The following is a 300-nucleotide window of genomic DNA, read 5'->3' as shown; positions in this document are numbered from 1 at the left end:
GCACTCTCAGCATTCCATCCTTCAAGTCTGTATAAGTGGTGCCATTGACTGTTACCGCAGTAATCCCGGATACTGTATCATTCCCCTGAATCGTCAACACACCATCTGTCAGGGAAGCAGAGAGTGTCGGCTTTTCTGTGTCATAACACTTGATAGAGCGATTCTGCTCATAGACTTTCCCCTCACCATCTGTCACACGCACATACACTGTCTGATTTCCTGAGATCGTGATACTTCCGCTTCCAGTTACATCCTGCCAGCTTCCATCTTTTCCTGCTTTTGCTTCAATCTTTGCTATTG

The 300-nt window shown here is 46.3% G+C and carries 1 pseudogene; it reads right to left on the bottom strand.

Annotated features, from left to right (window positions below):
• Window positions 1-300 (bottom strand): annotated as a pseudogene (locus tag G5B12_RS18610) (CD1107 family mobile element protein); the annotation flags it as partial.

Origin of the sequence: Blautia sp. MSK.20.85 (assembly GCF_013317245.1) — a bacterium.
In the GTDB taxonomy this organism is placed as follows: domain Bacteria; phylum Bacillota; class Clostridia; order Lachnospirales; family Lachnospiraceae; genus Blautia_A.
The sequence above is the reverse complement of the archived record's forward strand: the minus strand, read 5'-3'. Positions and strand labels throughout refer to the sequence as shown.